General features: G+C 44.0%; 8 protein-coding genes. 6 read left to right on the forward strand and 2 right to left on the reverse strand.

Annotation, left to right across the window (positions count from 1 at the left end):
* Nucleotides 1-251: 251 nt before the first annotated feature.
* On the reverse strand, nt 252-638 hold the full coding sequence (locus tag AB4653_RS07670; RefSeq protein WP_009847221.1) for a thiol-disulfide oxidoreductase DCC family protein: 387 nt from the start codon (nt 636-638) through the stop codon (nt 252-254).
* Nucleotides 639-798: 160 nt separating this feature from the next.
* Here AB4653_RS07670 and AB4653_RS07675 point away from each other — a divergent pair, with 160 nt between their 5' ends.
* The 6 genes from AB4653_RS07675 (at nt 799) to AB4653_RS07700 (ending at nt 5596) form a co-directional block, all read left to right on the forward strand.
* A complete protein-coding gene (locus tag AB4653_RS07675) occupies nt 799-1356 on the forward strand; it encodes a DUF1439 domain-containing protein (RefSeq protein WP_009847220.1) in 558 nt (185 codons plus the stop codon).
* A gap of 226 nt (nt 1357-1582) precedes the next feature.
* Nucleotides 1583-3145 (forward strand): glutamate synthase-related protein, encoded by a 1563-nt coding sequence (locus tag AB4653_RS07680; RefSeq protein WP_102257806.1) that lies wholly within the window; start codon nt 1583-1585, stop codon nt 3143-3145.
* Between the two features lie 325 nt (nt 3146-3470).
* Nucleotides 3471-3992: an NADPH-dependent FMN reductase gene (locus AB4653_RS07685; protein ID WP_032555252.1), complete on the forward strand. Its 522-nt coding sequence runs from the start codon at nt 3471-3473 to the stop codon at nt 3990-3992.
* 164 nt (nt 3993-4156) lie between these two features.
* Entirely contained in the window at nt 4157-4597 is a 441-nt protein-coding gene (soxR, locus tag AB4653_RS07690; RefSeq protein ID WP_009847217.1) for a redox-sensitive transcriptional activator SoxR, read from the forward strand.
* A gap of 154 nt (nt 4598-4751) precedes the next feature.
* Nucleotides 4752-5132, forward strand: a complete 381-nt coding sequence (locus AB4653_RS07695; protein WP_009847216.1) for a VOC family protein — start codon at nt 4752-4754, stop codon at nt 5130-5132.
* A 62-nt stretch (nt 5133-5194) separates the two neighbouring features.
* On the forward strand, nt 5195-5596 hold the full coding sequence (locus AB4653_RS07700) for a globin (protein ID WP_029224030.1): 402 nt from the start codon (nt 5195-5197) through the stop codon (nt 5594-5596).
* A gap of 60 nt (nt 5597-5656) precedes the next feature.
* Here AB4653_RS07700 and AB4653_RS07705 read toward each other — a convergent pair whose 3' ends face one another.
* Nucleotides 5657-6241: an outer membrane beta-barrel protein gene (locus AB4653_RS07705; protein WP_009847214.1), complete on the reverse strand. Its 585-nt coding sequence runs from the start codon at nt 6239-6241 to the stop codon at nt 5657-5659.
* Nucleotides 6242-6325: the final 84 nt, after the last annotated feature.

Raw genomic sequence — 6325 nt, forward strand, 5'->3', positions numbered from 1 at the left:
TCCCTGCGCTATTTTTGACCACTTACTTACTGTGATTGGTATGACTACAAAGTTCTATAAATCATTACCCAACCGAATGTTTTGTTGTGGTAACTTGTCTCGCGAAACAGTAAACAGAATTTAGAGGACAAAACATGAAGTTTATTTGGTTAAAAGTCGCGGTTACCGTTTTAGTTTTTGCTGCGCTGTTTGGTGTGGTGTATTACAAAGTCGCGAGTGGTATGTCTTAATACCAATGCAATTTAGTACAGCTATTTAGTGCAGCTGTTACCGTTGCAACGTGACTTTCCAGTTAGCCAGAAAGAGACTTTGTATCGGTTCTTGGCAAACCGCAGATAACACCAGTCGGCCATTGGCCTAAATATCGCCCAGCGCAATGGGGTATAAAGCCAACCTTTACCAACCAGCTTCCACGCTTGGTAAGTCACGTCCAAACCCAGCAGCAGTTTTCCATTCTCATCGAGTGCATGCAAAATCGTGTTGGCTGCCTCTGCATCTATCTGCGGGTAATCTGTAAACGCCTCACTGTAGATATCGATGGTTTGAATCTGATTTTTGGTATCAGATTTAGCCAGTGCCGCCATCTCTTTTGCACAAAGTGGACAGGTGCCATCGTAAAATATCGTTAATGCAGTCATTGTTTCCCTAACTATTTTTGCTAATTTTAAATTGTACGCAATCACCAACTAGGTGGATCATTTTACTCAGTTATCCGACACTGTAATTGTGACGACTATTTTACAGTACCATTACAAGGTAAATTCCGCGCTAATAACTAACGATAAAGAGTTGGTATTGATGATAATTAACGTAGCAAAAAAGTTTATTTTGGCAGCTTCTGTGCTGGTGCTAAGTGGTTGTGTTAGCTACAGCGTGACTGAGCAAGAAATGATGAACTACCTGCAAGATTCGGTGATGTTAGAACAAGAAGTCGGTGTGCAAAACGTTATGTATGCGCAAGTCGCTGTTGATGATTTAGCGGTGCAGATTGGTAGAGCTGATACCGAGCGTGTGTCTGTTTTAGCGAACACCAATGCAAAAGTTCAGGTGTTCAATATGCCGAATATGGGGTTGGACTTGGATATCGAGTTCAGTGCGATTCCTGAATACGACAAAGAGAGCGGCGAGATTTATTTGAAATCACTGCGTTTAGAGCGCTTTGAAGAAAAAGATAAACAGCTTTCGCCAGAGATTGCCAAACTACTTAAGCCTGCCGTTTCTATGATTGGTTTTGCTTTGTCCCAGTCTCCAGTTTACAAGCTCGACAGCAATAAAGTGCAAGAGTCGTTGATCAAGTCATCGGAACCCAATCTAGTGATTAAAGACAACAAGCTGGTCATCGAGTTATTCGATTAACCTTTCACGTTTAGCTTAGACTCAGATTTAAAACACAATGGCTGCCGATTTGGTGGCCATTTTTGTTTGTGTTGAATCAGTAAGATTTCTGTTTTTAGACTGTCTATTCAGCTTGTTTTCTCTGGCTTATTTATTGAATTAGCCGCGTATCTCACCTTTACTTTACTCTTGTGAGCAAGTCATCGCTTCAGTCATCAAATCATAAGAAAGAAAAGGTGAGCGAACTATGAAGAATCCAGTGATAGCGGATACCAAGCCAGTCAAAGTGGAGCTAACAGAAGGGGAGGAGTATTACTTCTGTACCTGTGGGAAATCGAAAAACCAACCGTTTTGTGATGGTTCTCATGCAGGAACGGGCTTCAAACCGAAGAGTTTCGTGGCCGAGGAAACCGGCGACGCTTACCTGTGCCGCTGTAAGTATTCGAACAATCTCCCTTTCTGTGATGGCACCCATAAACAGTTTACGGCTGAGCAAGTGGGCCAAGAAGGCCCCGATGTTCACATCCAAGCGGCAACGCCCGATCTCTCACCTGCGGCTTCTGCAACCAAAGAGGAGCCCACGGTTGAGTTCATTCATCAATTAGCACGAGATGGCTTATCCAAAGTGGGGCATCACGGGCCAATGACTTCAATGGGCGTTCCAAGATATCTATTGCCTCACTGGGATGATATTCAAGTGATGGTTGCACAAATGGCGACCAAACCGTTATTGGAACATGTGCCAGTTGGTACTGAGCTTATTATTGGGCCAAAAGCGAAAAAGCCACTCAAGTTGAACATATCTTTGTTTGTTTCTGATATGAGTTTTGGGTCGTTGTCTGAAGAAGCGAAAATCTCTTTAGCGACAGGCGCGGAGCTTGCGGGAACGGGAATTTGCTCGGGTGAGGGAGGCATGTTGCCCGAAGAGCAAGCGGCAAACTCACGTTACTTTTATGAATTAGCTAGCGCACAATTTGGTTACGATGAATCTAAGCTCAAAAATGTCCAAGCCTTCCATTTTAAAGGTGGGCAGGGTGCTAAAACCGGAACTGGCGGTCACCTACCGGGTGCGAAGAACATTGGCAAGATAGCAGAGGTGCGTGGCATTGAAGCGGGTACCGCCGCGATTTCTCCACCCACCTTTGTTGATCTAAAAACCGTCGAGGATTTCAAAAAGTTCGCCGACCGAGTTCGAGAGGTGACTGGCGGGATCCCAATTGGCTTCAAGTTGAGTGCCAATCATATTGAAGAGGATATTCAGTTCGCATTGGATGCCAGTGCCGATTACATCATCTTGGATGGTCGAGGCGGTGGCACAGGTGCGGCGCCAGAAATGTTCCGTGACCATATTAGCGTGCCAACTATTCCAGCGCTTGCTCGTGCCAGAGCCTATCTAGACAAGCAAGGCGTAAGTGGCAGAGTCACCTTAATCATTACTGGTGGGCTTCGTGTTCCAATGGACTTTGTAAAAGCGATGGCGCTTGGTGCAGATGGTGTCGCTATCTCGAACAGTGCCATGCAGTCGATAGGGTGTGTTGCCGCCCGAATGTGTAACACCAATAATTGCCCGGCGGGCATCGCGACTCAAAAAGCCGATTTACGCCAACGGTTAAATGTCGAGAAGGCATCGAATCAATTGAAGAACTTCTTCGAAGCCTCGACTGAATTGATGCAAGTGATGGCGAGAGCGTGTGGTCATGATCATTTGAATCAGTTTAATCCTCACGATTTGGCAACATGGAATCGCGAAATGGCCGAGCTATCCGGAGTCGCTTACTCTGGTGTCAGTCCATTAAATCAACTTAAGTAAATAGTATTTCGATCAAGCACACTCACTGTATTTTGGGTGTGCTTATTTTTGTCTGTGTAATACTAACCTATGTTTAACCTTTCGTAATTAACTGCTTTATAAGTGTTTTTAAATTATTTCCTATTTTTTGAAAATATCGCTTTACCTCAAGTTAACTTGAAGTTCTATCATCGTCCCCAATCTAAAAACACAATCTATCACCTTGTCGCCTAGTGCAGGTTTTGATGTTATCAAACAGACGTTACGAATCTTCAGTTATGAACTTTGAGCTCCGTAATTGAAGTCATGAGTGCAAAAAGGTGAGAAAAATGAACAAGGATCAACAATGAAAGTATTAGCGATTGGCGCGACCAACAGTAAAGCATCGATTAACCAACAATTGGCAGCGTACACCGCAAGCTTAGTTGAGGGCGCGCAAGTAGAGGTGCTCGATCTTAATGATTTCGAGATGCCCATTTACAGTGAAGACAGAGAAAAAGAGTCCGGTGTCCATCAACATGCGCAGCGCTTTTTTAGCAAGATTGGCGAAGCAGATGCTGTCGTCATCTCTTTTGCAGAGTACAACGGTTCATACACCGCAGCCTTTAAGAATGTGTTTGATTGGACATCACGAATCGACATGAAAGTGTACCAAGGCAAACCTGTTGTGATGCTCTCCACATCACCAGGCCCAGGTGGCGCCAGCTCTGTGTTGTCGTCTGCGGTACATTCTGCACCTTACTTTGATGCTGATGTGAAGGGCTCGATGTCGGTACCAAGTTTCTACGATAACTTTAATGTAGAAACGGGAGAAATCATCAATGCCGAAATAGCAGAGAGCCTGAAATCGATCATGAGTCAGATTTAGAGAGCGAGAACACCACAATAAAACAAAGTAGCTATTTGCGTGGTTTCTTTTCATTGCGCCCGTTATCAAAGTTTAAGGACATTAATTAGTTAAGATGAGAATTGGTCGTTATTATAAAGTTAAAGTAAGCTTTAAATATTTATGATCTCAAGGATAGTGTCGTAATGAGAAACATCGTATATCTCACCATAGGCCAATTGGCGGAGCGAAGTGGTGTGGCACCTTCAGCGCTGCGCTTTTATGAAACCAAAGGGTTGATTGCTTCGATTCGTACTAACGGAAATCAACGCCGGTATCAGTCGGCGATGTTGAGACGAATTGCGTTGATACAAGTCGCGCAGTCGATAGGCTTCACGCTCGAAGAGATCACCGAAGAGTTATCAACACTGCCAATGAACCATACCGCGACTAAGCGAGATTGGGAACGCGTTGCGAAGAAATGGCAGGGGCAACTGGACAGCAAGATGGCGCAGATTAAATCTCTACAAGAAAACCTAACTGGTTGTATCGGTTGCGGGTGTTTGAGTATGCAGAAATGCCAATTGTTGAACCCTGAAGATATTCTGCATGACCAAGGACAGGGCGCACAACGCATTGTTGATTAGACTAACTGAGTTCCTGAAAAACATGGAGCAACGGGCTAAGTTTTAGCTTTTACTCAATGGGTTAAGCAACAGTTGTGGCCGAATAGCGTGCCTAGACAATCACGAATTATAGGTCTAGTTTAGGTGGTTCTTTCAATAAAAGAAGAGGTTAGTTATGTTCAGCCATGTTTTTCTCGGTACCAAAGATATTGAACGCGCGAAGGCTTTTTATGACCCAATCATGAAAGTGCTTGGTTATAGCGAAGGTTCTGTTGATCCCAAAGGGCGCTGTGTTTACGTTAGCCAAACGGGTGTGTTGGGTTTAACGAAGCCGATTGATGGTCAGCCTGCGACTCACGGCAACGGTATGACGGTGGGTTTTCTTGCATCCTCCCCAGAAGTTGTAGATGAGTGGCATCGTGTTGGCGTCGAAAATGGCGGTACCAGTATTGAAAATGGCCCCGGAGCGAGAGGTTCTGACGAGCGTCGCTTGTACATGGCTTATTTGCGAGATCCTGATGGAAACAAGATCTGTGCAACTCACTTTATGCCATAGTGGCGTATACTTAGATGACATGGACTGTTAAGGATCGCTGGCGAATGCGAAGAACCAACAAAATGACACCTAATGAACTGTTTTATGAAAGCTTTGAGCGTTGCAGGATCGATGAAGAATTTCTAGAAACATTTTTGGCGGACTTCTGCGAACACAACCCTAGGTTTTCAGAGCGATTTGAAAACATAGGGTTAGAGCAACAAACCAAGATGCTTAAAGCTTCAATCATCCTTATCTATAACTCTGCAGGTCTGCCGAGCGTACGAAACTCGGTGAGAAAGCTTGGGAAGCGACATAAAGATTTAGGCATGGATATTTCTGAGCAAGAGCTCAACGAGTGGTTTAATTCCTTGCTCAATACGGTTAAAAAATACGATCCACTTTATGATGAAAATATCGAACAAGCTTGGGCACATACCTTGGAAACAGGACTTGCTATCATGAAGAAAGAGTGTGTAGTCTGAATCAAAAAATGTACAAAGTAAGCCCCACACAACAAGAGGCTTACTTTTTTATCGACTCAATTAAAAGGTAAAGCCTGCTTGGATATTCAGTACCGACTCAGCGGTATACCAACCAGTACTTCCGCCGAACTCATACCAATCAAATCCAGCTCGAGTCACAAACTTGGAGTGGCCGAAAACTGGTTTTAGTGACTTGTATTCTGCGCCGATGCCGTAAGTTAAGCCAAAATCACCATGGGACCCTTTGTGGACTTCATTATTATCGCTAGATCGGAACACCAATTTGGTATCTGAGTGTGCGTAAAACGCGCCCGCCTTACCATAAACAGCGAAGTTTTCGCTGAAGCTGTGCTTATACATAGGTGTTAATGAAAGCATTAAAGAATCGAACTCTTGCTCTGTTTGAAGCACCTTGTCACCATTATAGCTAGTAGACTTATCGTCAGTGCTGATAACAAGTAACGTCGATTCAATATACCAATTGCTTTGAACGATCTGGCTACCTAACGTGAATTGAGCGCCAACGTCACCGCTATCCATACCTACACCACCTAATGTGTACATTTCGTTTGATGCGAAAGCTGAAGTTGATGCGATCCCCGTAACTGAGGCAATCGTAAGAGCCGCTAAGACTAATTTTTTCATTGTTTTTACTCTGGTTTGTAAATTTCGGGAGAGGATTTTAGCGGCATTTTCAAAATAAAAAACACTGTTCGAATGGGCGATGGT

Origin of the sequence: Vibrio sp. 10N.222.48.A3 (assembly GCF_041475345.1) — a bacterium.
GTDB classification, from domain to species: Bacteria; Pseudomonadota; Gammaproteobacteria; order Enterobacterales; family Vibrionaceae; genus Vibrio; species Vibrio tasmaniensis_A.

Excerpts from the sequence above, each read along its gene's own strand:
- AB4653_RS07675 (WP_009847220.1), top strand. The coding sequence starts at position 799 with ATGATAATTAACGTAGCAAAAAAGTTTATTTTGGCAGCTTCTGTGCTG.
- AB4653_RS07685 (WP_032555252.1), top strand. The coding sequence starts at position 3,471 with ATGAAAGTATTAGCGATTGGCGCGACCAACAGTAAAGCATCGATTAAC.
- AB4653_RS07695 (WP_009847216.1), top strand. The coding sequence starts at position 4,752 with ATGTTCAGCCATGTTTTTCTCGGTACCAAAGATATTGAACGCGCGAAG.
- soxR (WP_009847217.1), top strand. The coding sequence starts at position 4,157 with ATGAGAAACATCGTATATCTCACCATAGGCCAATTGGCGGAGCGAAGT.
- AB4653_RS07700 (WP_029224030.1), top strand. The coding sequence starts at position 5,195 with ATGACACCTAATGAACTGTTTTATGAAAGCTTTGAGCGTTGCAGGATC.
- AB4653_RS07670 (WP_009847221.1), bottom strand. The coding sequence starts at position 638 with ATGACTGCATTAACGATATTTTACGATGGCACCTGTCCACTTTGTGCA.
- AB4653_RS07705 (WP_009847214.1), bottom strand. The coding sequence starts at position 6,241 with ATGAAAAAATTAGTCTTAGCGGCTCTTACGATTGCCTCAGTTACGGGG.
- AB4653_RS07680 (WP_102257806.1), top strand. The coding sequence starts at position 1,583 with ATGAAGAATCCAGTGATAGCGGATACCAAGCCAGTCAAAGTGGAGCTA.